This window comes from Gulosibacter sediminis, from assembly GCF_023370115.1.
Classification (GTDB): domain Bacteria; phylum Actinomycetota; class Actinomycetes; order Actinomycetales; family Microbacteriaceae; genus Gulosibacter; species Gulosibacter sediminis_A.
In genome coordinates this window covers 354870-380509 of sequence record NZ_CP097160.1, presented here as the reverse complement: position 1 = coordinate 380509, position 25640 = coordinate 354870, and the positions used below count along the sequence as shown (strand labels likewise).

Here is a 25640-nt window from a genome sequence, read left to right as displayed (position 1 = left end):
GTGCGGCTACCAGCCGCCGAATTCGGTGAGGATGCTGCGGGGCACGTCGCCCGCGACCGCGTCGTCGGCGGCGCGGAGGATCACGTCGAGGCCGGCCTCGAACTCGGCGGCCGTGATGCCGAGCGGCGGCGTGATCTCGAGCACGTTGTCGCGCACGACGTAGAGCACGCAACCGAGCTCCCACGCGCGGTACACGGTGAGGGCGGCGAGTTCGGCGCCCGTGCTGCCACCGGCGTCACCGAACTCGACGCCGAGCAGCAGGCCGCGGCCGCGCACCTCGGTAATCGCGGCGGCACCGGGCCGCCCGGCCGCCCGGGCCTCGGCGAGCCGCTGCCGCGCGGGCGCCTCGAGCCCGGCGGCGTTGCGGGCGAGCGTGCCGTCGGCGAGCAGGTCGAGCACCGCGTGGGCCGCGGCGACCGGCACCGGGCTGCCCGCGGTGGTGAGCAGGGCGGATGCGCGCGGCGAGCCGAGCGCCGACGCCGGGCCGACGACGGCCGAGAGCGGCAGGCCGCCGCCGAGCGACTTACCGAGCGTAACGAGGTCGGGCTCGATACCGCTCGCCTCGAAGGCGAACAGGCGGCCGGTGCGGCCGAGCCCCGCCTTCACCTCGTCGACGATGAGCAGCGTGCCGGTGTCCTCGCACGCGCGGCGCAGCGTCGGCAAGAAGTCGGCGTGGGGCACGCGCACGCCGCCGTCGCACTGCACCGCCTCGACGATCACCGCGGCGGTCTCGCGCGGGGCGAGCGCGGCCTCGAGCTCCTCGGCGACGCGCTCGAGGCCGGCCGCGTCGACCGGGTACTCGAGCACGTGGCCGTGCGCGCTCGCGCCGGGCTCGACGCCCATGCCCGAGACGGCGGCCGAGGGCCCGTGCCCGCCGTGGTAGCTCCCGCTGAACGACAGGATGCCCGCGCGGCCGGTCGCGCTGCGGGCGGCGGCGATGGCGACCGTGTTTGCGTCGGTGCCGCCGAGGCCGAGGTAGGCGCGCTCGGCGAGCCGCACCGGCACGAGGTCGACGAGGCGCTGCGCGAGCCGGGTCGTCTCGGTGACGGCCGACGAGAGCACCGAGGCACCGGCGCCACGCAGCGCGGCCGCGTGCACCGCATCCGCAATCCCCGGGTTACCGTGCCCGAAGGCCGAGGCGGTCCAGCTCGCCGAGAAGTCGAGCAGCTCGCGGCCCGCGGGCGTGACGAGCGTGCAGCCGTGGCCCGAGGCGACCACGAGCGGGAAGAAGCGGAGGTGCTCGACGCCGGCCACCGCATTCTGGTCGTCGGCGTAGGCGGCGAGCTCGACCTCGCGCGCAGCGTCGGTGAGTGCCTGGGGCGCGGTCATGAGTCCTCCCGGATGCCCGACTCGAGTGCGGTGCGCAGTGGATCGATTTGGCGCAGGCGCGCGATGCCCGCGTCGCCGAGCTGCTCGACGGCGAGCTCGCAGAGACCCTCGACGAGGGCGAGGCCCGGCACGAGGCTGTCGGAGGGGCCGTTCGCCTCGACGCGACAGCTCATGACGACGTCGGCGATGGCAGCGATCGGCGAAAGCCAGCGGTCGGTGATGAGTGCGACGCGCGCGCCGTGCGACTTCGCCTGCCGCACGATGCGCTCGGTCTCGGTGGTGTAGCGGCGGAAGTCGAACACGACCCACACGTCGGTCTTCGCGCCGGTGTCGACAAGCTGCGTCGCGAGCTCGACCGGGTCGCGCGGGCATTCGAGCACGTTCGGGCGGAACAGCAGGAGCTCTTTCACGAGGTGCTGCGCGAGCAGGCCCGAATAGAGCCCGCCTCGCGCCGTGATGCGCAGCTTCGGGTCGGCGAGCCAGCTCACGAGCTGGCGCACCTCGTCATCGCGGAGCGAGTCGAAGGTGCGCTCAATTCCCTCGGTGAAGGCGCGCTGCGAGGCCGCGAGCGTGCCGACCTTGACGCTACCCGACGCGGATTCGCGCCGCAGCGCCTGGCTCAGCGCCGAGTCCTCGCGCGTGCCGAGCTCGTGGCGCAGGCGGTCTTGAAACTCGCGGAAACCGTCGAAGCCGAGCGACTGGGCGAAGCGCACGATCGTCGCGCTGCTCACCGAGGCGCGCTCGGCGAGCTGCGTCACGGTGCCGAGCCCGACCGCCGGGTAGTCGGCGACGAGCGCGCGGGCGGTGCGCTTCTCGGCCGCCGTGAATTCAGCAAAGTGCAGCTTGATGAGCTCGGCGACGCTGCGGTCGGCCGCGGCCTGGTCACTCACCCGACACCCCCGCGGCCTCGAGGCGCTGGCAGGCGGCGAGGTAGCCGGCGACGAACGTGCGCGCGACGCGCTCGAGCGCGCCGTCGTCGGGCAGGAACGTCGCGTCGTGCAGCGAGGCCTTACCCGCGCTGCGCACGCCGACGAAACACATCGCGCTCGGCACGACCTCGCTGAAGAACGAGAAGTCGTCGGCGCCGAGCGAGCGCATCGGCTCGGTGGGGCGTAGCTCGGCCCGTTCGATCTCGGCGTCGAGCACCTCGACGAGCTCGTGGTCGTTGATGAGCGCCGGCTCGCCCTCGGTGTGGCGGAGGGTGCCGGTGCAGTCATACGCCGCGGCCTGCGCCGCGGCGAAGCGGCTGATCGCCTCGACGAGCCGCTCGGTCGTGCCGGGCCCCGTCGTGCGGATCGTCGCGAGGATGCGCCCGTGGTCGGGCAGCACGTTCGCCGCGCCGTTGCCGACCTGAATCGTGCCGACGCTGATGACAACCGGCTCCATCGGGTCGACGACGCGGCGCAGCATCTCGGGTAGGCCCATGACGATCTGTGCGACCGCGGCCGCGACGTCGGCGCCCGCGTGCGGATATGCGCCGTGGCCGCCCTGGCCCGCGACTTCGATCTCGAGCTCGCCGGCCTCGGCGTTGACGAAGCCCGCGCCGGTCGACACGGCACCGAGCGCGACGCCCGGATGCACGTGCACGCCGATGACGTGTGCGACGCGTTGCGCGCCGAGCACGCCGGCCTCCTCGATGTCGCGGGCGCCCGAGGGATACGCCTCCTCGCGCGGCTGCAGCAGCGGCACGAGTGCGTAGGGCAGCTCGAGCCCGCGGGCCGCGCGCACCACCGCGGTGAGCGCGGCGAGGTGCACGTCGTGCCCGCACGCGTGCATCGCGCCGTTCGTCGACGACCAGTCAAGGCCGGTCGCCTCGGCAACGGGCAGCGCATCCAGTTCGCCGCGCAGGCCGACACTCGGGCCGGTGCGCGGGCCGATGCGGCCGTAACCGCCGGTGTCGGCGACGGGCGTGATCTCGATGCCCATTGCCTCGGCGACGCGCTTCGCGGTGCCGGCCTCGGCGCCGCTGAGCTCGGGGGTCTGGTGAAGTTCGCGGCGCAACTGCACGGCGCCGGGAAGCTCGGCCGCGAGCGCGGTGAGCCACTGCTCGCGCAGGGTGTCGAGTGCCTCGCTCACCGGCCCGCCTCCCGGTCGTCGACGCCATAGAGTCGGGCGGCGTTGTCGTAGCCGATCATGCGGGCCACGCGACGGCACTCGTCGACGGGCCAGCCGTCGACCTCATGGAAGCGCCGGAGCGTCTCGGCCAGGCCAGCGCGGAACAGCTCGGTGCCGAGGTAGTAGAGCTCGGCCGCGCCGAACGCGTCACTCGAGAACAGGATCTTGCCGAACGGCGCGAGTTCGATCGACTCGGCGACGATCGCGGCCGAGCGGGCGCCGGTGTAGTTCACGGCGAGCCCGACGTCGAAGTAGACGTGCGGGAACACGTCGGCGAGGTAGCCCGCCTCGCGGTGGAACGGGTAGCAGTGCAGCAGCGCGAAGCGGGCGCCGGTGTCGGCAGATGCGCGCAGCAGCTTCGTGAGCAGCAGCGGGTTGCAGCGATCGAGATCGACGTCGTCATCGCCGTAGCCGATGTGGAACTGCAGCACGCTCGCCCGGTCGATGGCGAGCCAGATGAGGTGGCGAATCATTACCGGGTCGTCGAGCCGCAGCGGCGCGCTCGCCTGGAGCATCCGCCCGGCCGCGGCGACCGCCTCAGCGTGCGCGGGCCGCGCGGCGTCGAAGTCGAGGCCGATGCGGTACGCCGCGATCGACTTGACGCCGACCGCGTGCGCAAGCCGCGCATCCAGCTCGGCCTCGATGGCCTCGAGCAGCTCGGCCGCCGTCGTGCCCGAGTCGTGCGCGGCCTCGGCAACCTGCTCGGCGAGGCGCTCGAGGCGCACGATCTCGTGGGCCGTGCCGCCGGTGAGCCGCGCCATGTCGTCGACGGTGTTGATCGTGTCGGCGGCGTGGCCGGTTTCGATGCCGAGGGTGCGGATGTTCGCGGCGCGCAGGAGACGCGCGTTCACCTCGTCGGCGCCGAGCTCGCGGCGCCGGGCGAGGTACGCCTCGGGCGTCGCGAACGGCTCGAGGTCGAGCACGGGCGCACACTTCGCGCGGATCTGGAAGCCGACCTGCGAGTCGAAGCGGGTCGTGCCGGCGGTCGCGGGGCGCGAGGACTCGGAGATGAGCGCCTCGAACTCGTCGCGCTCGAGGTCGTTCGTGACGACGCCGTGGCAGTGATGGTCGAAGAGCTCGACGTCGTCGAGGCGCGCGCCCGGGTCGACGTTAGAAAACACGGTTGTACACCTCGCAGCGCTCGGCCGGGCTGAGCGGCTCGACCTGCTCGAGCTCGTCGCGCTTGATCGCGACAAACGTGTCGATGAGGTTCGGCGAGAACCAGCCGCGCACCGTCTCGTCGGCGAGCAGCGTCTCGATGGCCTCGGGCAGGCTCTTCGGCAGACACGTCAGGTCGCGGTGCTCGCCCTCGAGGTCGATCTCGCCGTGGATGACCGGGGCCGGGTCGAGCTCCTCGCGCAGGCCGGCGATACCCGCGCGCAGAATCATGCCGAGCAGCAGCCACGGGTTCGCGCCGATGTCGCCGCCGCGGAACTCAAAGTGCAGCTGGCGCTCGGGGTCGCGGCCGTCGATCTCGTTCGTCGGGCAGACGCGCACGAGCGCCTCGCGATTCTGCAGGCCGAGGAAGGCGGATGCGGTCGACCAGTTGTGCGGCGAGAGCCGGTCGTAGCTCGTGACGAGCGGCGCGAACAGCGCGGTCATGGCCGGGGCGTGGGCGATAATGCCGGCGACGAAGCGGCCCGCGAGCTCGGAGACGCGGCCGTCGCGGCTCGCGTCGAACACGAGCGACTCACCGTTGGGCCCGTAGAGGCCGAAATGCACGTGCACGCCGTTGCCGCCCGAGCCCGGGGCGCTCGTCGGGGCGAAGCTGACGCTGCGGCCGTTCGCCTCGTAGACGTCGCGTACGATGTCGCGCACGAGCACGGCGCGGTCGGCCGCCGTGAGCGGGTCGGACGGCTTCACCGTGATCTCGAACTGGTGGGGCGCGTACTCGGGCAGCCAGTTCTCGGGGTCGACGCCAGCGCGGTGCAGCACATCAACGAGCTGCGAGCCGACCGGTTCGGCGTTGCGGAAGTCCTGCAGCGAGAACGGATGGGCGTCGCTCGTCGCGCTCAGCTCGACGAACTCGTGCTCGAAGGCCGAGGTCACCGTGAGGCCGAAGTCGCGCTCGAGCTCAGCCACCGCATCCTTGAGGAAGGTGCGCGGGCAGGACTCCCACGGCCGGCCATCCGTCTCGACGATGTCAGCGAAGACGAGGTTGAGCGGCGGGCGCCCCGGCACGCCGTCGATGCGGGTGCGCGAGCTGAGGTCGGGCTTGAGGCGGAGATCGCCGGAGGAGCCGTATGGGATGCCCTCGACGATGTGGCCGAGCGGGCCGATGCCGAGGTTCGCCGGCACCCAGCCGAGCGTCGTGCCCGAGTCGAAGTCGGCGGCGCGCATCGCGCGGCCCTTCGTGCGGGCGGCGAGATCGCTCGTCGCGAGGAAGACGAGCTCGTCGTCGTCGGGCTGCTGGGGCTGCTGCGGGTTGGTGCTCATGCGTCAATCTCCTCAATGGTGAGGCGGCCGCCGATGCGCTTCGCGAGCGCGGGCCAGCTCACCACGATGATTAGGCCGACGAGGCACCAGGCCCCGGCGATCCATGGGAAGTAGGTATACGGGGCGACCTGGCCAGCCACTTGAATGACGTAGACGTAGACCAGGTACACGAGGGCGGCGAGCGGGAAGATGAGCTCCCACTTCGCGATGCCCGAGTTGGGGCGGAAGGTGTGGCGGATGACGCCGACCGAGGTCATGCCGTAGGCGATGACCATGCAGAGCGTGCCGATGGTGGCGTACCAGTAGTACGCGTCGACGCTCGTGGCGCCGAACGCGCCGAGCGCGAGCGCCATGAGGGTCGTGAGCACGACCGCGACCGAGACGGCGACCGTCGGCACCTTGGTCACGGGGTGCTGGCTGGCGAGGCGCTTCGGTCCGAAGCCGTCACGCGCGAGCGCGAAAAGCAGGCGGGATGCGGCGGTGGACGAGCTGAGGAACGCGCCGAACGCCACGAGGAACGCGATGATCGAGATGAGGATCGCGAACCACGGGCCGATGTAGGTCGACGCGAGCGTCGTGAGGGTGGATGCGGCGCTCGCGAACGCCTCGATGCCGGCGGCGTCGGTGCCGAAGCCGAGCGTCTGCGCGAACATCATGAACACGTAGACGAGGCCGCCGATGATGACCGCCATGAGCAGCGAGCGCGGGATGACGCGCTTCGGGTTGTCGGTTTCTTCGCCGAGCGAGGAGCCCGACTCGAAGCCGGCCCAGCTGAGGAAGCCGAAGACCGAGGCGGTCATGATCGCGGTGATCGGGGCGTCGCCCGGCGTGAGCGTCGAGAGGTCGATGCCGGTGCTGACCGGGGCGTTGCCGGTGGCGATGGTGACGAGGATCACGACGGCGAGCACGAGCATCGCGGCGATGCCGACGAAGCCGATGCCGAGCAGCGTGCGGGCGACGATCGCCGACTCGCGCAGGTTGAGCACGAGCGCAATGACGCCGACGACGACCGCGACGATCATCCATGTGCCCGGGGCCATGACGACGCCCATCTCGCCGAGCATCGCCTCGAAGAACACGGCGCAGGCGCCGACGATGCAGGCCGCGAAGAAGATGTAGGTGCCGAGCAGCGCGAAGCCGCCGAAGAAGCCGGCGCGCGGGCCGAGCGTGATGCCGGCGAGCGCGTAGACCGAGCCGGCGTGCGTGATGCGGCGGGTGAGGCGCACGAAACCGTAGGCGACGAGCAGCGTGCCGATGAACGAGATGAGGAAGGTAAAGGGAACGGCCTTGCCGACGAGTCCCGCAACACCGATGCCGTTGAGCGACATCGCCATAACGGGGCCCATGAAGCCGATGGAAATCGCCGTGATTTCCCAGGTGTGCAGCGGGCGCTTTGCTGGCGCGCTGGTGGTGGTGACGACGTCGTCATGTGCCATGGGATGGCCTTTCATCCGCAATGCGTGGTTGTGAAAGGTACGTTACAACAGCGCTTCCTTATATGGCCACTGAAATTCTTGATTCAGTCGATGGTTAGCGGAAAATCTCGGGATGCTCGGCGAGGTTGAGGCGCGTGCGACGCACGTGCAACTCGATGATGTGGCCGGCCTCGTAGACGTCGCGCGCGGCGCACGCCTTCACAAGCAGTTGGTGGTCGTGATCCGACGCGCGGTCACCGTGCGGCCGCGCGTTGTTCACGTATTGGCGCCGATAGTGCTGGGTGCGATCCCAGAGGTTTCGCACCGTGTCGGCAAGCAGATGCGTCGAGCCGGGCGAGTACGTGATGTCGTGAAACTCCCGATCGAGCTGCACGAATCGCTCCGGATCCTCGGTCTCCGCCATCTCGTCGGCGAGCCGCTGCAGTTCAGCAAGCTGCTCCCCGCTGAGCTGCGGCAGGGTGTATTCGAATAGCAGCGGCTCGATTCGCTCGCGCATCCGATAGAGCTCGGCGCACTCGTCGGCGCTCAACCGGGTGACCCGCGCCCCGGCGTTCGCGACGTGCGAGACGAGGCCCGTTGCAGCGAGGATGCGCAGGGCGTCGCGGATCGGCGCCCGCGTCGTGCCGTACCGCTCGGCAAGATCAACCTGCCCGAGCCGCGCGCCCGGCAGGAACTCCCCCGCGAGAATGTCGTCGCGCAGCAGCTGCGCGATATGCTCACCCGTCTGCCCGTGCGCGGCGGGCGCGAGGTTCATCGACTCAGATGCCATGCTTCGATTATTCCGGAGTCCGACAACCACCGCTTCTTTGGCGCCATTTTTGGAGTAACTTCCAGAAAATCCGAGAGATCCAAGTGGAATTGGCGACAATACTGGCATACGATGCTCTCTATCGCGGGATGCCCATCCCCGACCCGACTCGGCAACGTCGCCAGCACATCGACCCGGTGCACTGACGCGCCGCAGCCAAATCCCCGCCCCACCACCTTGCCGCGCGCACTGTCGAGCGCGACACCGATGAAAGGACGCCGTGATGGCACAGACGACCTCACTCGACCCGTCACCGTCGACCCAAACCACGATCTCCCTCGCCGACCGTCGCCGCTCGCTGCTCTCGAGCACCGTCGGCAACGTGCTCGAGTGGTACGAATGGACCGCCTACTCGGTCATGTCGCCCTTCATCGCCGCCGCGATGTTCGACCAGAACGACCCCGCCTCGGCGATCCTCTCAGTATTCGCCGTCTTCGCCGTCGGCTTCCTCATGCGCCCCATCGGCGGCATCTTCTTCGGCTGGCTCGGCGACCGCATCGGCCGAAAGGCAGTGCTGCTCACCACGATGCTCATGATGGCGGCGGCCTGCTTCCTCATCGGGCTCATGCCGACCTTCGCGATGGTCGGCGTGTGGGCCTCGGTGTTCCTGCTCGTGCTGCGCTGCGTGCAGGGCTTTGCGCACGGCGGCGAGTCGACCGCATCCATCACCTACATCGCCGAGATCGCGCCGAACAACCGCCGCGGCCAGTGGGGCTCGGTCACCGGCGTCTCGATCATCGGTGGCAGCGTGCTCGCGTTCCTCGTCGGCGCGCTGCTCAACTCGGGGCTCGGCGACGAGGCGATGGGCGAATACGGCTGGCGCATTCCCTTCTTCGTCGCCGGCGTCATGGCGCTCGTCGTGCTCTGGATGCGCCGCAAGATGAGCGAAAGCGACGTCTTCGAGAACGCCACGCAGGCCGTCGAGCACCCGAAGGTGCCGCGCCGCCGCGTCATCGCAATGACCGTGCGCATCATCGCGCTCATCTCAGGCGTCACCTGCTTCAACTACGTGTGGATGACCTACATGACCACGTACGCGATCAACGAGCAGGGCATGGGCTCAAGCGCGGCCTACTGGGCGACCGTCGTCGGCCAGCTCGCCTGCGTCGTCGTGAGCCCGTTCCTCGGACGCCTCAGCGACCGCATCGGCCGCAAGCCGATGTACGTCCTCTTCGCCGTGCTCGCGATCGCCGTGACCGTGCCGTTCAGCCTGCTCGTCAACGACCAGCCGTGGACGCTCACTCTCACCGTCGGACTCGCCCTGTCGATCTGGGCCCTCGCGAACTCGCCCCTCGCGGCTGTGCAGGCCGAGAGCCTCCCGACCTACGTGCGCGGCCGCGGCATTGGCTTCGCCTACTCGCTCGCCGTCGCCGTCTTTGGCGGCACCGCGCCCTACCTCAACCAGCTCTTCGTGTCGCTCGAGCAGCCGTGGCTGTTCAACGCGTACGTCATGGGACTGTGCGGCGTGACGCTGATCGCGTCGTTCTTCTTCCGCGAGACGAAGGGTGCCGACCTCAACAAGCTTGAGGTGTAGCCGGTCGGGTTTGCTGCCCGAAGCCGCCAGGTTGGATACCTGGCGGCTTTTGGGGTTTCCGGGGCGGGTGGCGGTTCGCGCCGGTGCGGGTTTGGGCAAGGAAGAGGGATGTGGGGTGCCGGCTGGCGGGCCGGTTTAGGTCGGGGGCGCGGGATGCGGCGGGGTCTTGTTCGTTCGCCACGGCAGGTGCGCGACCGGGGCCGCACCGATAGTCGACCACCGCATCCGGATGCTGGCGGCAGCTGGGCGCGGACCTCGCGCTGGCCACGCGCTGAGTGTCGCCGAAATCCCACTTTCAACGCGAAAAATGGGACAACGGGGACACTTTGCGGCCCGGTGCTGACCGCGTTGAGGTGACGCTCCGACTCGCGCGCTAGCGTGGCCAGCGCATACAGCAAAGCAAGTGAGTAAGGGCACCGGCCGCACCCGCGGGCGAGGCCGCGCCGCGCATCCGACCAGGCCCAGACCGACGCACGAACCCGCGCATCGGGCCCCGCCCAAACCGCCGGCCCAAACCCCCAAAACTGAGCCTCTACTGAATGCCCCTTGCGCTCGGCAGGCGATCGTATATCATTTCGTATATCAGCTGCTCACCCGCAGCTGCATCGCAGCGACGCGAAGGGAAACGCAATGTCAGTCGACTTCACCGACCGCACCAACCGCCCCGGCAAAATTCTTGCCCTGCACCTGAACTACCCTTCCCGCATCGCCGAGCGCGGCCGCTCCCCCAAGTTCCCCGGCTACTTCATCAAGGCCGGCACGTCGATCGCCAACACCGGCGACACCATCGAGCGCCCCAAGGGCACCGAGCTGCTCGCGTTCGAGGGCGAGATCGCCCTCATCATCGGCGAGACCTGCCGCCGCGTCAGCCCCGAAGAGGGCTGGTCGAAGGTGAGCGGCATCACCGCCGCGAACGACTGGGGCCTCTACGACCTCCGCCACGCCGACAAGGGCTCGAACGTGAAGAACAAGTCGGGCGACGGCTACACGCCGCTCGGCCCCGAGGTGATCCCGGCCGCCGACCTCGACCCGCAGGCGCTGCGCGTGCGCACCTGGGTCAACGGCAACCTCGTGCAGGACGACACGACGGCCGAACTCGCGTTCCCCTTCGGCCAGCTCGTCGCCGACCTCTCGCAGCTCATGACACTCGAGGTGGGCGACATCATCCTCACCGGCACGCCCGCGGGCAGCTCGGTCGCGCAGCCCGGCGACGTCGTCGAGGTCGAGGTGGATGCGCCGACCGCCCCCGGTGCCCCCTCGAGCGGGCGCCTGGTCACCAACGTCGTCGAGTCGCAGTACGGGCTGGCAGTATTCGGCGCGCAGCCGAAGGTCGACGACACCCAGCGTGAGGAGGCGTGGGGCTCGAAGGCGAAGGCTGGCCTCGCTGACCCGCGCGCCGTCATCACCCAGGAGCTGCGCGAGAAGGTCGCCGAGACCGCCGTCGCCACCCTCTGGGCACAGCTGCGCAAGCGCGGCGTCGAGAACTGCTCGATCGACGGCCCCACCACGAACCACCCCGGCCGCCGCATCCTCGGCTACGCGAAGACCCTCCGCTACGTGCCGAACCGCGAAGACCTCTTCAAGAAGTTCGGCGGCGGCTACAACGCCCAGAAGCAGGCGATGGACTCGGTCAAGCCCGGCGACGTCGTCGTCATGGAGGCCCGCGGCGAGAAGGGCACCGGCACCCTCGGCGACGTGCTCGCCCTGCGCGCCCAGGTGCTCGGCGCATCCGGCGTCGTCACCGACGGCGGCGTGCGCGACTCGGCCGCGGTCGCGGAACTCGGCATCCCGGTCTACTCGAACAGCTCGCACCCGGCCGTGCTCGGCCGCCGCCACGTGCCGTGGGAGTTCGACGCCACGATCGCCTGCGGCGGCACCACCGTGCAGCCCGGCGACGTCATCGTCGGCGACGACGACGGCGTCATCGTGATCCCGCCGCACCTGTTCGAAGAGGTTGTCAACGACGCCTTCGAGCAGGAGAAGCAGGACGCCTGGGTCTTCGACCAGGTCAAGGCCGGCAACAAGGTCGACGGCCTCTTCCCGCCCACCGGCGAGTGGAAGCAGAAGTATGAAGCATGGAAGGCCGGCGAATAATGACCACCGCCGTCGAACCGTCGAAGACGCAACAGGCGTACAACTACCTGCGCGAGCGCATCACCTCGGGTGCGTTCGGCCCCGGCTACCGGCTCGTGCTCGCGCAGATCTCGAACGATCTCGGCTGCTCGACGGTGCCGGTGCGCGAGGCGATTCGGATGCTCGAGGCCGAGGGCGCGGTGACCTTCGTGCACAACGTGGGTGCGCAGGTGACGATGCTCAACAGCGACGTCTACCACGAGACGATGGAGACGCTGAGCCTCGTCGAGGGCTACGCGACCGCGAAGTCGGCGCCGAAGCTCACCCCCGAGAACCTCGCCGAGGCGCGCGAGCTCAACGCGCAGATGCGCGCCCTCACCGAGCTCGAGCTGCTCGACGCCGCGAAGTTCACGCGCCTCAACCAGGAGTTCCACTGCGTGCTGTTCCAGCACTGCGACAACTCGCACATCGCTGACCTCGTGCGCCGCGGCTGGCACCGACTCGAGACCATGCGCGAATCTTCGTTCGCGTTCGTGCCCGGCCGCTCCACCGCATCCGTCGAGGAGCACGAGGCGCTCATCGCGCTCATCGAATCCGGCGCATCCCAAGACCAAATCGAAACCCAGGCGCGCGAGCACCGACTCAACACCATGAACGCGGTGCTGCGCTCGCTCAACGCCAAGACCGACCAGGCCCGCGGCCCGCGCGCCTAGCCACATCACCCACCAAGTAAGGAAAATCGCATGACTACTCGTCCCGCAGATCTCCCGAGCCACATCCAGCTCTACATCGACGGTGAGTTCGTCGACGCCAAGTCCGGCAAGACCTTCGATGTGATCAACCCCGCCACCAACGAGACCTACATGACCACGGCCTCGGGCGACAAGGACGACGTCGACCTCGCCGTCGCCGCCGCTCAGCGCGCCTTCGACGAGGGCAGCTGGTCGCGTGCGCTCAACCGCGACCGCTCGCGCGTGCTGCACAAGATCGCCGACATCATCGAGTCGCGCGACGAGCGCCTTGCGCTCATCGAGAGCTGGGACTCGGGTCTGCCGATCACCCAGGCAAAGGGCCAGGCCCGCCGCGCGGCCGAGAACTTCCGTTTCTTCGCCGACCTGATCGTCGCGCAGCAGGACAACGCGTTCCGCGTGCCCGGCCGCCAGATGAACTACGTCAACCGCAAGCCGATCGGTGTCGCTGGCCTCATCACGCCCTGGAACGTGCCGTTCATGCAGGAGTCGTGGAAGCTCGCGCCGGCCATCGCGACCGGTAACAGCGTCGTGCTCAAGCCTGCCAGCTACACTCCGCTCTCGGCCGCCCTGTGGCCCGAGATCTTCGAAGAAGCCGGCCTGCCGAAGGGCGTCTTCAACCTCGTGTTCGGCTCGGGCAGCACCGCGGGCGACGCGCTCGTGAAGCACCCGAACGTGCCCCTCATCTCGTTCACCGGCGACAGCTCGACCGGCGCGACCCTCTCGACGAACGCCGCGCCGATGCTCAAGGGCCTCTCGCTCGAGCTCGGTGGCAAGAGCCCCGCCGTCGTGTTCGCCGACGCCGACATCGAGGCCGCGCTCGACGCGACCGTCTTCGGTGTCTTCAGCCTGAACGGCGAGCGTTGCACCGCCGGTTCGCGCGTGCTCGTGCAGCGCGACATCTACGACGACTTCGTGGCTCGCTTCGCCGAGCGCGCGAAGAACATCGTCGTCGGCGAGCCCGGCGACCCGAAGACCGAGGTCGCGGCGCTCGTGCACCCGACCCACTTCGAGAAGGTCATGGAGTACATCGAGATCGGTAAGTCGGAGGGTCGCCTCCTCGCCGGTGGCGGTCGCCCCGAGAACTTCCCCGAGGGCACCTACGTCGCGCCGACTGTCTTCGCCGACGTGAAGCCGGATGCGCGCATCTTCCAGGAAGAGATCTTCGGCCCGGTCGTGGCGATCACCCCGTTCGACACCGACGAAGAGGCGCTCGAGCTCGCAAACAACACGAAGTACGGCCTCGCCGCCTACGTGTGGACCTCGAACCTCAAGCGCGCGCACAACTTCGCTGGCGCGATCGAGTCGGGCATGGTGTGGCTCAACTCGAACAACGTTCGCGACCTGCGCACCCCGTTCGGCGGCGTGAAGGCGTCGGGCCTCGGCCGCGAGGGCGGCTACCGCTCGGTCGACTTCTACACGACGCAGCAGTCGATTCAGATCACGCTGAACGAGGCGCACAGCCCGCGCTTCGGCACCGGCAAGTAGTCCCGCATCCCCACCACATAGCTACACGGAAGTAGAACAATGTCTGCATTCAGAGAAGAGGACCGCACGTCGGCCGGCTTCTACGTCACCAAGGAAGCCCCGATCGAGCCCGCGAACCCGGTCGCGACGCCGAAGGCCGAGGCTCCGGACATCCTGCGCTGCGCCTACATGGATCTCGTCGTCACCGACCTCGCGAAGTCGCGTGAGTTCTACGTCGACATTCTCGGCCTGCACGTGACCGAGGAAGACGACGAGGCGATCTACCTGCGCTCGACCGAGGAGTTCATCCACCACAACCTCGTGCTGCGCAAGGGCCCCGTCGCCGCCGTCGCCGCGTTCTCGTACCGCGTGCGCACGCCGGAAGACCTCGACAAGGCCGTCGCCTTCTACGAGGAGCTCGGCTGCCGCGTCGAGCGCCGCCCTGAGGGCTTCACCAAGGGCATCGGCGACTCGGTGCGCGTCGAGGACCCGCTCGGGTTCCCGTACGAGTTCTTCTACGAGACCGACCACGTCGAGCGCCTCTCGTGGCGCTACGACCTGCAGATTCCGGGCGAGCTCGTGCGCCTCGACCACTTCAACCAGGTCACCCCCGACGTGCCGCGCGCCGTGCGCCACTACCAGGACCTCGGCTTCCGCGTGACCGAGGACATCCAGGACAAGGAAGGCACCGTCTACGCCGCCTGGATGCGCCGCAAGCCGACCGTGCACGACACGGCCGCGACCGGTGGCGACGGCCCCCGTATGCACCACATCGCGTTCGCGACGCACGAGAAGCACAACATTCTCGCGATCTGCGACAAGCTCGGCGCGCTGCGGTACTCGGATGCGATCGAGCGCGGCCCCGGCCGCCACGGCGTCTCGAACGCGTTCTACCTCTACCTGCGCGACCCCGACGGCCACCGCGTCGAGATCTACACGCAGGACTACTACACCGGCGACCCCGACAACCCGGTCGTCACGTGGGACGTGCACGACAACCAGCGCCGCGACTGGTGGGGCAACCCGGTCGTGCCGTCGTGGTACACCGACGCCTCGCTCGTGCTCGACCTCGACGGCAACCCGCAACCGGTGATTGCCCGCACCGACGCATCCGAAATGGCCCAGACCATCGGCGCCGACGGCTTCTCGTACACCCGCGACGGTGACGACACCAAGGGCTTCAAGGTAGGCAGCCAGCTCTAAGCCGGGCTCGGGGGGCCGCCCCACCCGGCGCATCCGCCCTGCCCTAACAGTTGAGTGGTCGTTTTTTGTAGTTTCCAGAGCGGAAACACTACAGAAACGACCACTCAACTGGTTATTTAGGCGGATGCGGGGGTTTGGGTGGGGGTGGAGGTCACGGGCTTGCGGGTGCCGTCGCCGAAGATGCGGACAATGATGAGGTAGACGACGACGGTGACGGCGAAGCCGACGAGCCAGGCGATGTCGATGAATTGGAGCGGCTCGGCGAGCGGGCCCGTGAACAGCGGCGTCACCATGAACGGCACCTGCGCGAGCAGGCCGATCGCATAGGTCGACAAGCCCACCGGGTTCCAGCGGCCGTACTTGCCGTTGCGATCGAACAGCGCGCTGATGTCGTACTCGCCCTTGCGCACGACGAAGTAGTCGGTGAGGTTGATCGCCGACCACGGGATGAGCACGTAGAGCAGCAGCGTCAGGAAGCTCTCGAACATGGTCATGAAGTCGCCCTGCCCGAGAATCGCGATGAGCGTCGCGACCGAGCCGCACACGATCGTCGTCCACACCCGCGTCCGCGACGTAATCACGAGCCCGCGGAAGCTTGACTGCATCGTCGTCAGCGCGTTCATCACCGCCGAGTAGAGCTCGACACCGTTGATCAACGCCGACGTCACGGCGAACACGAGCAGCACGGCGAGCCCGACGCCGCCGAGCACCTCGCCGAGCGCCGAGAGCGGGTTCGACGCGTTCGCGGCGCCGAGCAGCACGCCGAGCGTCATGACGAACACCGAGCTGAGCACGAGGCCGAGGTAGGTCGTCCAGAACGCGGCCTTCGGGCCGGTGTTCTTCGGCAGGTAGCGGGAGTAGTCCGACACGTACGGCGCGTAGGCGAGCTGCCAGACGATGCCGATCGCGAGCATCGCGAAGAAGCCCTCAAAGTTGAAGGCCGCGTCGGCGCGCTGCGAGGTGACTTCCGGATGCGTCCAGAGCAGAATCATCGACAGCAACACGGCCACGGCGATGATGCCCGAGATGTAGACCATGATCTTGCTGAGCATGTCATAGCCGAACACGCAGAGCACGGTGCCGATCGCCGCGAACACGATGATCGCGGTGGTGCCGTCGAAGCCAGGGAACACCGAGAGCAGCGAGTCCTTCGCGACGATGAGGATGCTCGCGAAGAAGCCGATGAACATCACGAACGCGATGAGTGCGAACAGGCTCGCGCCGAGGTAACCGAACTGCGCGCGCGCCTGCAGCATCTGCGGGATGCCGAGGTGCGGCCCCTGCGACGCGTGCAGCGCGGCGCCGAACGCACCAATCACGTTGCCCGCGAGAATCGCGACGATGCTCCACCCGATCGACAGCCCGTAGCTGCCGCTCGCGACGGCACCGGTGACCACCGTCAGCGGCATGAGGTTGAGGCCGAACCAGATCGCGAACAGCGACCAGTTTGTGCCCGTGCGCTCGGTCTCGGGAATCGGCAGGATGTGCTGTTGCTCAAACTGCACGAATGATTTCGTGACCGGAGCTGGTTCGTGGCTCATTCGGTTCTCCTCACGGCTTCGTTGCCTGCCGGGCAGGTCCGACCTGCCCGTTTACGTCAATCCTGAGGAGCGCGCATCCATCTGTAAAATTCAGATTTCGGATGCGTGAGATCACTTCACGAGATTGGTGGCAGCGAGCAGCCGGTCAAGACCTCGGCGCAGGAGGCAATGAGCGCGTAGATCTCCTCGCGTTCGAGCGGCGTGCCACCGAGGTAGTGCAGCCCGTACGCATCCTCGAGCGCGACGAGATTGCTCGCCGCGGTCGCGACCGGCAGCCGCATCGCGAACTTGCCCGCGCGCATCCCGGCTTCGAGGGTCGAAGCGTAGAGCTCGACCTCGAGGCGGTAGAGCTCGGCCATGAGCCCCGCGTGATAGTCGTCGCGCGCCGCGTGCGTGTGCAGCTCGTTGAGCACCTGAAAGTCGACGTCGCCGCGCGAGGCCGGAATGCCGCTGCGGATGAGCCGGGCGAGCCGCTCGCGCGCCGTCAGCTGCTCGGGATGCTCGCCCAGGCGCTGCCACGTGAACCTCGCGACCGCGTCGCGATGCACCTCGCGCACGAGGTCGTCGAGATCGGGGTAGTAATACGCGACCGAGCCGGCGCTGAGGCCGGCACGCTCGGCGACGTTGATCGCCCGCAGCCCGGTGAGCCCGCGCTCGGCGATCGCGGCCTTCGCTGCCCGCACGAGCTCGCCGCGCCGCGCCGCCTGGTTCTTCGGTCGCGCCACCAGATCATCTCCTTCGGTGATGTAGATGCCCACTTCTCGGTATCGCCGAACGCTCGATTTCACTAGCCGAACGCCGCCCCTCGTGGAATTCTTTACAGTACACCTCAAAGAATTCGGGCGCCGCAGTGCCGCGGCGAACCCGTACACCCACACGGCATGGACAAGGGAGAAGTCGTCATGACCACCACACCGAGCGCCCCACAGCATCCGCTCAACCGCCTCACGGCCGACGAGATCGAGCGCAACCGAGCGATTATCGGCAGCGCGGGCCACGTCACCGAGCGCACCCTGTTCGCGCTCGTAAGCCTCGTCGAGCCCGACAAGCGCGAGGTCATCGCCGGCAACCGCGACCTCGACCGCCAGGTGCGCACCCTGCTCGTCGAGCCGAGCACCCGCGAACAGACCGAGGTGCTCGTTTCGCTCACGAACGACAGGGTGCTACTCGCCCGTGTGCTCGACGTCGAGACCGAGGGCCAGGCGCCAATCACCCTCACCGAGTACGAGGCCTCCGAGCAGCTCATCCGCCAGGACCCGACCTGGCGCGCCGCCGTCGAGAAGCGTGGCATCACCGACATCGACTCGGTGCGCGTCTGCGCGCTCTCGGCAGGCATCTTCGACATCCCGGGCGAGGAGGGCCGCCGACTTGTGCGCGGCTCCTCGTTCATCCAGGCGACGCCCGAGGAGAACGCCTGGGCGCATCCGCTTGAGGGCCTCGTCGCCTACCTCGACCTCAATACCGGCGAGGTCGTCGAGGTCATCGACACCGACGTCGTGCCGGTGCCGCAGGAGAGCTTCAACTACCACCTCGACGAGTGGCTGCCCGAGCCCCGCACGACGCAGAAGCCGATCGAGATCACCCAGCCCGAGGGCGCGAGCTTCAGCCTCGATGGCGACGTGCTCACGTGGGAGAAGTGGCAGGTGCGCCTCGGCTTCGACCCGGTCGAGGGCCTCGTGCTGCACCAGATCGGCTTCAGCGAAGAAGGCACCGTGCGGCCGATCATCTACCGCGCCTCGGTCGCGGAAATGGTCGTGCCCTACGGCGACCCAAGCCCCGTGCGGTTCTGGCAGAACTACTTCGACGCCGGCGAGTATTCGATGGGCAAGAACGCGAACTCGCTCGAGCTTGGCTGCGACTGCCTCGGCGAGATTCACTACTCGGATGCGGTAGTCGCCGACGACCAGGGCCACGCCCGCACGATCAAGAACGCCATCTGCATTCACGAAGAAGACGCCGGCATCCTCTGGAAGCACACCGACGAGTTCACGGGCGCGGTGGATGTGCGCCGCAATCGCCGCCTCGTCATCTCATTCTTCATCACGGTCGGCAACTACGACTATGGCTTCTACTGGTACCTCTACCTCGACGGCACGATCGAGCTCGAGTGCAAGGCGACCGGCATCGTCTACACCGCCGCGTACGCCGACGAAGAGCAGCGCCGGCGCTGGTCGTCGCCCCTCGGCGACGAGGGCCTCGGCATGCCGTTCCACCAGCACATGTTCTGCGCCCGACTCGACATGTCGGTCGACGGCCTCGAGAACGCGGTCGACGAGCACGAGGCCCTGCGCGTGCCGTTCGGCGACGACAACCCCTGGGGCAACGGTTTCACCCGCAAGGTCACGCGCCTCACCGAAGAGGGCGGGCGCCAGGCGAACGGCGAGACCGGTCGCGTGTGGCACATCGTCAACCCGTCGAAGCTCAACCGCCACGGCTTTCCCGTCGGCTACGAGCTGCGCGCCGCCGACCAGCCGACGATGATGGCGGCCGAGGGCTCGTCGATCTCGCGCCGCGCGGCCTACGGCAAGAACCACCTCTGGCTCACGCACTTCGACGCCGACGAGCGCTTCCCCTCGGGCACCTACCCGAACCAGCACTCGGGCAAGCAGGGCACGATCGCCCAGTGGGTCGAGCAGCAGCGGCCCGTCGACGGCGACGACATCGTCGTGTGGTGCTCGTTCGCGATGACCCACTTCCCGCGCCCCGAGGACTGGCCGATCATGCCCGTCGACCGCCTCGGCTTCTCGATGAAGCCCTACGGCTTCTTCGACCAGAACCCGACGCTGGATGTGCCCCGCCCGGCCTCCGCGCACTGCGCCGCCCAGCGTGGCGAGGGTGGTGCCGAGGGCGCCGGCCACTGCGGCTGCGAGTAGCCCGCTCCCCCGTTTCGGCGCGGTCAGGCAGCTGCCTGGCCGCGCCGACGCGTACCCGCCACCAGTACAACGACGTACCCGAATGGACCCTCATGTCTGAGCTCATGCCCTGGCTCATGGTCGCCGCGAGCGGCCTCTGCCTCGCCGCGGCGCTGCTGCACCGCCGCGCTGCCCCGATCTGCGGCGCGGCCGTGATGGCCGCCGCGATGATCGACGCGTCGATGACCGGACTCGTGCATCCCATCGCCTGGGCCGGCGTGCTCATGCTCGCCGGCGTCGGCATGGCTGCGTGGCACGCGCGGTCGGCGCGGCGCGCGGCGGTCGGGGCGCGTGGCGTAACGGCCGGTGCACGGAGCGTGCCGGCCGGGGCACGGGGCGTGTCGGATGCGCTAGCCACGCCGCGTGCCCGGCTGCTCGACCGCGCGGTGCCCGCCCTCTGCGCGGCGTCGTACCCCGTGATGGCCCTCCAGTTGCTGCAGCACGGCGGCGGGCACCCGGCGCACGGCACGCACACCGCGACGGTCGCCGCGGGCGGCGGCGATCAGCTCGCGAGCATGTCGGTCGCCGTCGCGCACGCGGGCCACTCGCACGACGGGTCGACGCTGTTCGTCGCGGTCACCGTCGTCGCGCTCGTGTTTGCCGCGGTGTTCGCGGTCGCGGCGGGCGCCGCGCTGCTGCGGCGCCGACTCCCACACGCGCTCGAGTCGCTCGGCATGGCCGCGATGCTCGTCGTCATGACAATGCACTAAGGCGCCGACCCGGGGCCTCAACCGTGCCACCTCGCGCCCAACGGCAAGGTTCCGTGACCCAACTGTCCCACTATTCCGTCAGGGGTATATCTCCCTTCTGGTCGATATATGGGACAGGTGGGTCACGCTGCCTCGTTGAGTGGTTGCACCGCGCCGGCGCCAACGGCCCAGAACAACGAACCGGGGGCCCGCAGCACGTGCTGCGGGCCCCCGGTTCGTTGGCGGCGCCTCACCGGCACCGGCGCGCGGGCTAACCCCACTGCATCCAGGTCGTCTTGTAGTCGGTGTAGTTCTCGAGGGCGTGCACCGAGAGGTCGCGGCCGAAGCCCGACTGCTTGAAGCCGCCGAACGGGGTCGTGAACCCGAGCGCGTCGACGGTGTTCACCGAGACGGTGCCAGCGACGAGCTGCGACGACACCCGGTGCGCGCGGGCGAGCGAGCCTGTCCAGAGCGAGGCCGCGAGGCCGTAGGGCGTCTCGTTCGCGCGGGCGATCGCCTCTTCTTCATTGTCGAACGGGGTGACGACCGCGACCGGGCCGAACAGCTCGTGCGTGTGCAGTTCGTGGTCGTCCGGCACGTCGGTCACGATCGTCGGCTCGATGAAGGCCGTCGAGCCGTTGATCGCGGGCCGGTTGCCGCCGGCGACGATCGTGCCGGCCGAGCGCGCGCGCTCAATAGCGTCCCAGACGCTGTCGGCGTGGGCGTTCGACACGAGCGAGCCCGTGCCCGAGGCCGGGTCGAGTGGGTCGCCAGGCGCGTACGCGGCCGCCGCCTCGACATAAAGGCGCACGAACTCGCCGTACACCGGCCGCTCGACGAAAATGCGCGAGTTGGCCGAGCACACCTCGCCCTGGTTGTAGAAGCTGCCGAACGCGGCCTTTTCGGCAGCGAGCTGCAGGTCGTCGCAGTCGGCGAAGATGAGGTTCGAGCTCTTGCCGCCCGCCTCGAGGGCGAGCCGCTTCATGTTCGACTGCCCCGCGTACTGCTGCAGCTGCTTCGCGACCTCGGTCGAGCCGGTGAACGCGAGCATGTCGACGTCGTTGTGCAGGCCGAGCGCGCGCCCGACCGTCGAGCCGCGGCCCGTCACGACGTTGAAGACGCCCGCAGGGATGCCCGCCTCGAGCGCGAGCTCGGCGAGCAGCAGCGTCGAGTGCGAGGCCTCGACTGGCGGCTTCACGACGACCGAGTTGCCGACGGCGAGGGCCGGCGCGATCTTCCAGGTCGCGATCTCGAGCGGGTAGTTCCAGGCGACGATCACCGCGACAACGCCGAGTGCCTCGCGGGTGACGAGCGCGGTCGAGCCGGGCGGCGTCACGGGCACCACGTCCTCGAGCTTCTCGATCGCCTCGCCATAGAAGCGGTAGAGCGCGGCCGAGCCCGGCGCATCCACCGTCGACGACTCGCGCACGGGCTTGCCCATGTCGAGGGTGTCGTAGAGGGCGAACTCGTCGGCGCGGGCCTCCATGAGCCGGGCGAACTCGAGCAGGCGCTCGCGCCGGAACCCGGCGCCGGCCCGCGACCATTCGCCCGCGTCGTAGGCGGCGCGCGCGGCGGCGACCGCCGCATCAACGTCGACGTCGTCGCAGGCGTGGATGTGCGAGATGACCTCGCCCGTCGCCGGGCTCGTCTTCGCGATCGTCGCGCCCGAGTGGGCGTCGACGCGGGCACCGCCGATGAACGGGCGGCCGTCAAAGGTGAGGGCGGCCGCGGCGGCCTGCCACTCGTCGTGTGTGCGCGTCATCGTTGGCGCTCCTTCTTATTGGGCTTGGTTGAGTCGGTCGAGGGCGACGTCGAGCGCCGTCCACGCGAGGGCGGTCGCTCCGTCGCGCAGGGTCTGCTCGGCGGCGGGGCCGACGCAGGCCGCGGCGAACGCGGGCTGGTGGTTGCTCGCGTCGCCACCGACGCCGATGTACGGGTGAATCGCGTCGACGACGAGCGAGACGTTGCCCATGTCGGTCGAGGCGCGGTTCATCGAGGCGGCGGCCGGGTCGACGTCGAAGTTGCGGCCGAGGGCGACGGCGTTCGCCCGGTAGCGCTCGAGCGCGGCCTCGTCGGTGCGCATCTCGGAATACCGCTTGCTCTCGGGAGTTACGGTGAGGGCGGCGCCGCTCGCGAGTGCGCCCGCCTCGAAGCAGTTGCGCACGCGCTGCTCGGTCTCGAGCAGCTGCTCCATCGTTTCGGCGCGCACGTACCAGCGGCCTTCGGTGCGCTCGGGAATCGCATTCGGGGCCTCGCCGCCGCGCGTCTGCACGCCGTGCACGCGCACGCCGGCAGGCAGCTGCTGGCGCAGCAGGGCGATCGCGGTCTGCGCGATGACGAACGCGTCGTTCGCGTTGACGCCGCGCTCGGGGTAGGCCGCCGCGTGGGCGGCGCGGCCGTCGTACTGCACATGCCAGTGCGCGACCGCGTACGGACGGGCCTCGACGACGTCGACGGGAGCCGGATGCGCCATGAGCGCGAAGTCGAGTTCGGTGAACGCGCCGCGCTCGAGCAGCTCGATCTTGCCGCCGCCGCCCTCCTCGGCCGGCGAGCCGATCACCTCGACGGCGATGCCGAGCTCGTCGGCGACCGCCGCGAGCGCAAGCGCGCCGCCGGTCGACATGGCGGCGATGAGGTTGTGGCCGCAGGCCTGCCCAAGGCCGGGCAGCGCGTCGTACTCAGCGACGAAACCGACGGTGAAGGCGGCCTCGTCGCGATCGCCGAAGGTCGCGCGGAACGCGGTCTCGAGGCCGAGGTACGGATGCTCGACCTCGAAGCCGTGCTCGGCCAGCAGGCGCGCTACCGCGGCCGAGGAGCGGTGCTCCTGCCAGGCCGTTTCGGGGTTCGCGTGGAGGTCGTTCGAGAGATCGACGAGCTTGGCATCAAGCGCTTCGCGGCGAGCGACGATGCGCTGCTTCAGGGCTTCGGTGGCGCTGGTCGCGTCGGCGGCGGATGCTGAGGCGTGATCGGATGCGGTGCTTGCGTCATTCATCGCCCGGCACTCCGTACGAGGGGGCCTCGGCCGGGTTGAGGCCGCGGCGCGTGTAGGCGTCGCGCTGGGGCAGCCACTCGTCGAGCGCGCGGCCAAGGTCGCCGATCGGGTCGTCCGACCAGTCGACGCGGAGGTCGGTGACGCGCCAGCCGGCATCGGCGACGACGGCGAGGCCGGCCGAGTGCACGGGGCCCTCTTCGCCGCCGGCCGCGATTGCAGCGTTGAGCGCGGCGAGCAGGCGGCGCTCGATCGGGCCCTCGGCGGTGAGCGCAGCGTCGACGAGCGCGTCGAGCACGTCGAGGCTCGCGAGCATGTTGCCTCCCGCAACCGCGTTCTCTCGCTGGGCGGCACCGAACGTGCCGAGCGCGCGCGGACCGGAGAAGACCGCCGACTGGCCTGCAGCATCCAACACGAGCAACTGGCGGAAGTCGATCGCGGCCGGGTCGGCCGACGCGACGACGCGAGCCAGCGCATCCTCGGCCGACGCGCCAGCGCGGAGCTCGTCGATGAGCTGCACGCCGAGCCGCGGGTCGGTGACGTTTTGCGAGTGGGCGCCGCCGACGCCGTCGGCGAGGTTGACGCAGCGCGCCGCGACGGCGGGCGACGACGACGAGATCACCGAGCCGAACTCACCCGTGACGGGGTCGCGCAGAATGAGCGAGAACGTCATGGCTAGGCCCGCTCGCTGATAACAGCGGTCGCGTCGATCTCGACGAGCCATTCGGGGCGGGCGAGCGCCTGCACGACGATGCCGGTTGAGACGGGGTACACGCCCTTGAGGTAGGTGCCCATGGTGCGGTAGACGTCTTCGCGGTAGCGCGGGTCGATGATGTAGACGATCACCTTGACGATGTCATCGAGGCCGCTGCCCGCCTCCTCGAGCAGCATCTTGATGTTCTCCATCGCGCGCTCGGTCTGCGCGACGACGTCGCCGATGCCGACAGACTCGCGCGTGTCGAGGTCTTGCCCGATCTGGCCCCGCAGGTAGACGACGCCGTTGGCGACGACCGCCTGGCAGAGGTCGTTGTCGAGGTTCTGCTCGGGGTACGTCTCCTTGGTGTTGAACTTGCGCAGGCGGACGTGGGTCGGCTCGGTCATGGGTCCTCCTCATCGAGTGGCGGTTGCGTTACCGCGAGTTCCCCTTATTCTTGAACCAGCGCGTCCATCTGTAAAATAGTGAAAATTTAGGCAGTGCATCTAGTAAATAGATCGGATCGCGGTGCGGCCCCGAGGAGGCTCCCATGGTGCAACGGTTTCCCATCACGCTGAATCAGCTCGTCTACTTCGCCGAGTGCGCGAAGCTGCTCAACATGACGGCCGCGAGCGCCGAGCTGCACGTGGCCCAGTCGGCCGTGTCGACCGCGATCACCCAGCTCGAGCGCTCGCTCGGGGCGTCGCTGTTTATTCGGCAGCACTCGAAGGGGCTCATTCTCACCCCCGCCGGCGAGACGCTGCTGCGCGATGTGCAGCGACTGTTTGGTGAGCTCGGCGCGACGATCGACAACGTGCGCGCCGGGCAGCACGAGGTGCAGGGCCGCATCACCCTCGCCTGCTTCTCGCCGCTCGCGCCGTTCATCCTGCCGCAGCTCCTTGGCGCGCTGCGCGAGAGCCAGCCAGCGCTCGAGGTCGACGTCATCGAGGGCAACCACGAGGAGTGCCTCGCCGCACTGCGGGGCGGTCGCGCCGAGATTGCGCTCACCTACGACCTGCCGATGGGCGACGGCATCGCGAGCACCGTGCTCGCGGAGTTTCGGCCGCACGTCATCCTGCCGGCGACGCACCGGCTCGCGAGCCGCAAGCGCATTGCCCTGCGCGAGCTCGCCGACGAGCCGTTCGTGCTGCTCGACCTGCCGAGCAGCACCGCGTACTTCCTCGACATCCTGCGCTCGGCGGGCGTCGAACCAAACCCGCGCTATCGCTCGTCAAGCTACGAGACGGTGCGGTCGATGGTCGCGGCCGGGCTCGGCTTCTCGATCCTGAATCAGCGCCCAAACACCGACGAGACCTACGCGGGCGATCGCGCGGTCGCCGTCGACCTCAGCGACGATGCACCGGGACTGCGGGTCGAGATCGCGGCGCTCGCGCAGGTGCAGCCATCGAGCCGGGCGCGGGCAGTCGAGGCGGCCGTGCGCGAGGTGCTTGCCGACCCCGCGCATCCGGCTCGGCCTCGGCTGCCGGGGGCGTAGGGGCGCGAGTTCTGCGGGTGGCCGTGGCGCGCATCCGCGTGCGGTTTTTGTGATCGCTTTTTCGGTTTGCATCTGGTGAATAGATGTTCTGCACCGGGAACAACTATTGGCGTCGCGGGCGGGGTGTGCGGTTGTCTGAAGCCAGCAGCGACGCGAAGAAGTGCCGCTGA

Annotated in this window: 21 protein-coding genes; 8 read left to right on the top strand and 13 right to left on the bottom strand. The window is 69.1% G+C overall.

What is annotated here, in order from left to right; translation table 11 throughout:
• Positions 1-6: 6 nt before the first annotated feature.
• From M3M28_RS01635 to M3M28_RS01605, 7 genes are all read right to left on the bottom strand, one after another.
• On the bottom strand, positions 7-1329 hold the full coding sequence (locus M3M28_RS01635) for a class-III pyridoxal-phosphate-dependent aminotransferase (protein WP_249387123.1): 1323 nt from the start codon (positions 1327-1329) through the stop codon (positions 7-9).
• Entirely contained in the window at positions 1326-2219 is an 894-nt protein-coding gene (locus tag M3M28_RS01630) for a MurR/RpiR family transcriptional regulator (RefSeq protein ID WP_249387122.1), read from the bottom strand. Before M3M28_RS01630 ends, M3M28_RS01635 begins: the two co-directional genes overlap by 4 nt.
• The gene (locus M3M28_RS01625) at positions 2212-3405 is read right to left on the bottom strand and encodes a M20 metallopeptidase family protein (RefSeq protein WP_249387121.1); all 1194 of its coding nucleotides are present in this window, start codon (positions 3403-3405) and stop codon (positions 2212-2214) included. The genes M3M28_RS01630 and M3M28_RS01625 overlap by 8 nt, the downstream gene beginning before the upstream one ends.
• A complete protein-coding gene (locus tag M3M28_RS01620) occupies positions 3402-4565 on the bottom strand; it encodes an amidohydrolase family protein (RefSeq protein ID WP_249387120.1) in 1164 nt (387 codons plus the stop codon). Before M3M28_RS01620 ends, M3M28_RS01625 begins: the two co-directional genes overlap by 4 nt.
• Complete coding sequence (locus M3M28_RS01615) at positions 4555-5880, bottom strand: type I glutamate--ammonia ligase (protein WP_249387119.1); 1326 nt, start codon at positions 5878-5880, stop codon at positions 4555-4557. Before M3M28_RS01615 ends, M3M28_RS01620 begins: the two co-directional genes overlap by 11 nt.
• The gene (locus M3M28_RS01610; protein ID WP_249387118.1) at positions 5877-7316 is read right to left on the bottom strand and encodes an APC family permease; all 1440 of its coding nucleotides are present in this window, start codon (positions 7314-7316) and stop codon (positions 5877-5879) included. The genes M3M28_RS01615 and M3M28_RS01610 overlap by 4 nt, the downstream gene beginning before the upstream one ends.
• Before the next feature lie 94 nt (positions 7317-7410).
• Positions 7411-8085 (bottom strand): GntR family transcriptional regulator, encoded by a 675-nt coding sequence (locus M3M28_RS01605; RefSeq protein ID WP_249387117.1) that lies wholly within the window; start codon positions 8083-8085, stop codon positions 7411-7413.
• 262 nt (positions 8086-8347) lie between these two features.
• On the opposite strand from M3M28_RS01605, the gene M3M28_RS01600 reads away from it, so the two are divergent.
• The 5 genes from M3M28_RS01600 (at position 8348) to hpaD (ending at position 15150) form a co-directional block, all read left to right on the top strand.
• Positions 8348-9658 carry an MFS transporter gene (locus M3M28_RS01600; RefSeq protein ID WP_249387116.1) on the top strand — a complete coding sequence of 437 codons (1311 nt, stop codon included), beginning with the start codon at positions 8348-8350 and terminating at the stop codon, positions 9656-9658.
• Positions 9659-10288: 630 nt separating this feature from the next.
• The gene (locus M3M28_RS01595) at positions 10289-11752 is read left to right on the top strand and encodes a fumarylacetoacetate hydrolase family protein (RefSeq protein WP_249387115.1); all 1464 of its coding nucleotides are present in this window, start codon (positions 10289-10291) and stop codon (positions 11750-11752) included.
• Complete coding sequence (locus tag M3M28_RS01590; protein ID WP_249387114.1) at positions 11752-12444, top strand: GntR family transcriptional regulator; 693 nt, start codon at positions 11752-11754, stop codon at positions 12442-12444. The genes M3M28_RS01595 and M3M28_RS01590 overlap by 1 nt, the downstream gene beginning before the upstream one ends.
• Positions 12445-12474: 30 nt before the next feature.
• Positions 12475-13968: a 5-carboxymethyl-2-hydroxymuconate semialdehyde dehydrogenase gene (gene hpaE / locus M3M28_RS01585; RefSeq protein WP_249387113.1), complete on the top strand. Its 1494-nt coding sequence runs from the start codon at positions 12475-12477 to the stop codon at positions 13966-13968.
• A gap of 39 nt (positions 13969-14007) precedes the next feature.
• Positions 14008-15150, top strand: a complete 1143-nt coding sequence (hpaD, locus tag M3M28_RS01580; RefSeq protein WP_249387112.1) for a 3,4-dihydroxyphenylacetate 2,3-dioxygenase — start codon at positions 14008-14010, stop codon at positions 15148-15150.
• Positions 15151-15266: 116 nt separating this feature from the next.
• Here hpaD and M3M28_RS01575 read toward each other — a convergent pair whose 3' ends face one another.
• Both M3M28_RS01575 and M3M28_RS01570 read right to left on the bottom strand, forming a co-directional pair.
• Entirely contained in the window at positions 15267-16691 is a 1425-nt protein-coding gene (locus M3M28_RS01575) for a purine-cytosine permease family protein (RefSeq protein WP_249387111.1), read from the bottom strand.
• 116 nt (positions 16692-16807) lie between these two features.
• Positions 16808-17416, bottom strand: a complete 609-nt coding sequence (locus M3M28_RS01570) for a TetR/AcrR family transcriptional regulator (protein WP_249387110.1) — start codon at positions 17414-17416, stop codon at positions 16808-16810.
• Positions 17417-17593: 177 nt separating this feature from the next.
• Here M3M28_RS01570 and M3M28_RS01565 point away from each other — a divergent pair, with 177 nt between their 5' ends.
• Positions 17594-19564 (top strand): primary-amine oxidase, encoded by a 1971-nt coding sequence (locus M3M28_RS01565; protein ID WP_249387109.1) that lies wholly within the window; start codon positions 17594-17596, stop codon positions 19562-19564.
• Between the two features lie 92 nt (positions 19565-19656).
• Positions 19657-20313 carry a hypothetical protein gene (locus M3M28_RS01560; protein ID WP_249387108.1) on the top strand — a complete coding sequence of 219 codons (657 nt, stop codon included), beginning with the start codon at positions 19657-19659 and terminating at the stop codon, positions 20311-20313.
• 250 nt (positions 20314-20563) lie between these two features.
• Here the strand turns inward: M3M28_RS01560 and M3M28_RS01555 are convergent, their stop codons facing one another.
• Genes M3M28_RS01555 through M3M28_RS01540 form a run of 4 tightly spaced genes read right to left on the bottom strand, consistent with a single transcriptional unit; the run spans position 20564 to position 24382 of the window.
• The gene (locus M3M28_RS01555) at positions 20564-22054 is read right to left on the bottom strand and encodes an aldehyde dehydrogenase family protein (RefSeq protein ID WP_249387107.1); all 1491 of its coding nucleotides are present in this window, start codon (positions 22052-22054) and stop codon (positions 20564-20566) included.
• 15 nt (positions 22055-22069) lie between these two features.
• A complete protein-coding gene (locus tag M3M28_RS01550) occupies positions 22070-23284 on the bottom strand; it encodes an amidohydrolase (RefSeq protein WP_249387106.1) in 1215 nt (404 codons plus the stop codon).
• Positions 23277-23954: a DUF1028 domain-containing protein gene (locus tag M3M28_RS01545; protein ID WP_249387105.1), complete on the bottom strand. Its 678-nt coding sequence runs from the start codon at positions 23952-23954 to the stop codon at positions 23277-23279. Before M3M28_RS01545 ends, M3M28_RS01550 begins: the two co-directional genes overlap by 8 nt.
• 2 nt (positions 23955-23956) lie before the next feature.
• Positions 23957-24382 carry a RidA family protein gene (locus tag M3M28_RS01540; RefSeq protein WP_249387104.1) on the bottom strand — a complete coding sequence of 142 codons (426 nt, stop codon included), beginning with the start codon at positions 24380-24382 and terminating at the stop codon, positions 23957-23959.
• A 143-nt stretch (positions 24383-24525) separates the two neighbouring features.
• Here M3M28_RS01540 and M3M28_RS01535 point away from each other — a divergent pair, with 143 nt between their 5' ends.
• Positions 24526-25470: a LysR substrate-binding domain-containing protein gene (locus M3M28_RS01535; RefSeq protein WP_249387103.1), complete on the top strand. Its 945-nt coding sequence runs from the start codon at positions 24526-24528 to the stop codon at positions 25468-25470.
• The last annotated feature ends 170 nt before the right edge of the window (positions 25471-25640 follow it).

What these genes read in the sequence shown, in the direction of transcription:
- M3M28_RS01635 (WP_249387123.1), bottom strand. Translation starts at nt 1,329, where the DNA reads ATGACCGCGCCCCAGGCACTCACCGACGCTGCGCGCGAGGTCGAGCTC.
- M3M28_RS01615 (WP_249387119.1), bottom strand. Translation starts at nt 5,880, where the DNA reads ATGAGCACCAACCCGCAGCAGCCCCAGCAGCCCGACGACGACGAGCTC.
- M3M28_RS01610 (WP_249387118.1), bottom strand. Translation starts at nt 7,316, where the DNA reads ATGGCACATGACGACGTCGTCACCACCACCAGCGCGCCAGCAAAGCGC.
- M3M28_RS01605 (WP_249387117.1), bottom strand. Translation starts at nt 8,085, where the DNA reads ATGGCATCTGAGTCGATGAACCTCGCGCCCGCCGCGCACGGGCAGACG.
- M3M28_RS01600 (WP_249387116.1), top strand. Translation starts at nt 8,348, where the DNA reads ATGGCACAGACGACCTCACTCGACCCGTCACCGTCGACCCAAACCACG.
- M3M28_RS01595 (WP_249387115.1), top strand. Translation starts at nt 10,289, where the DNA reads ATGTCAGTCGACTTCACCGACCGCACCAACCGCCCCGGCAAAATTCTT.
- M3M28_RS01590 (WP_249387114.1), top strand. Translation starts at nt 11,752, where the DNA reads ATGACCACCGCCGTCGAACCGTCGAAGACGCAACAGGCGTACAACTAC.
- hpaE (WP_249387113.1), top strand. Translation starts at nt 12,475, where the DNA reads ATGACTACTCGTCCCGCAGATCTCCCGAGCCACATCCAGCTCTACATC.
- hpaD (WP_249387112.1), top strand. Translation starts at nt 14,008, where the DNA reads ATGTCTGCATTCAGAGAAGAGGACCGCACGTCGGCCGGCTTCTACGTC.
- M3M28_RS01575 (WP_249387111.1), bottom strand. Translation starts at nt 16,691, where the DNA reads ATGAGCCACGAACCAGCTCCGGTCACGAAATCATTCGTGCAGTTTGAG.
- M3M28_RS01565 (WP_249387109.1), top strand. Translation starts at nt 17,594, where the DNA reads ATGACCACCACACCGAGCGCCCCACAGCATCCGCTCAACCGCCTCACG.
- M3M28_RS01560 (WP_249387108.1), top strand. Translation starts at nt 19,657, where the DNA reads ATGTCTGAGCTCATGCCCTGGCTCATGGTCGCCGCGAGCGGCCTCTGC.
- M3M28_RS01555 (WP_249387107.1), bottom strand. Translation starts at nt 22,054, where the DNA reads ATGACGCGCACACACGACGAGTGGCAGGCCGCCGCGGCCGCCCTCACC.
- M3M28_RS01550 (WP_249387106.1), bottom strand. Translation starts at nt 23,284, where the DNA reads ATGAATGACGCAAGCACCGCATCCGATCACGCCTCAGCATCCGCCGCC.
- M3M28_RS01545 (WP_249387105.1), bottom strand. Translation starts at nt 23,954, where the DNA reads ATGACGTTCTCGCTCATTCTGCGCGACCCCGTCACGGGTGAGTTCGGC.
- M3M28_RS01540 (WP_249387104.1), bottom strand. Translation starts at nt 24,382, where the DNA reads ATGACCGAGCCGACCCACGTCCGCCTGCGCAAGTTCAACACCAAGGAG.
- M3M28_RS01535 (WP_249387103.1), top strand. Translation starts at nt 24,526, where the DNA reads ATGGTGCAACGGTTTCCCATCACGCTGAATCAGCTCGTCTACTTCGCC.